The sequence below is a fragment of the Bradyrhizobium sp. Crot121 genome, from assembly GCF_059512385.1.
This window is the reverse complement of the sequence record NZ_JCAMOR010000328.1, coordinates 1-565: the sequence shown is the minus strand read 5'-3', so window position 1 is coordinate 565 and position 565 is coordinate 1. Positions and strand designations below refer to the sequence as shown.

Below are 565 nucleotides of genomic sequence, written 5' to 3'. Positions count from 1 at the left end.
AACCACATTCTTGTTAAGCCTTAGACTTGCTAGAAAATTCTCAAAGTCCTCCTGTTCGACAAAAATGTCTCTGAGGGCCGCTTCAACGGAAACGCTCTCCTTCGGTGCGTCAGCAGCTAAGTTTGAACTCGGGGCGATCGCATCAATGTAGAGCTGTATCATCGCATCCAAGTGAGCGGTCAGAGTCTCGACATCAAGTTCGTCCGGCACCGTAAACGCCACATCGACGAACGAGTCGCCATAGCGGTCGGCTTCTCGACTGTGTTTCTCCTTCAAGAATGAACCTACGGTCTGCTTCTGAACAACTTTCGCCCAACGTTGCTGCGGCGAATGCGTCTCACTCACCCCATATGCCAAAATTAGGACCTTGGCTTCGCGATAGTAAAGAAGGACCGGGTAGATTCCTTCGCTAACTTTCTGGCCGGCGCCTAGAAACGCGATCCACGGCACTCTCGAGAACACCCCTTGACCGAAGCTGACCTTGATTTGCAGCCCGCGATATTCCTTCGGATAGTCACTCGTTCGAAGGCTTTCGCCGGCGTCTGCTTGCACTAAGAATTTTTCA

Annotated in this window: 1 protein-coding gene; it reads right to left on the bottom strand. The window is 51.7% G+C overall.

Annotation, left to right across the window (positions count from 1 at the left end; all coding sequences use genetic code 11):
• On the bottom strand, positions 1–565 hold a 565-nt coding region (locus AC5ZGW_RS46805; protein WP_496114222.1), incomplete at both ends, for an MrcB family domain-containing protein.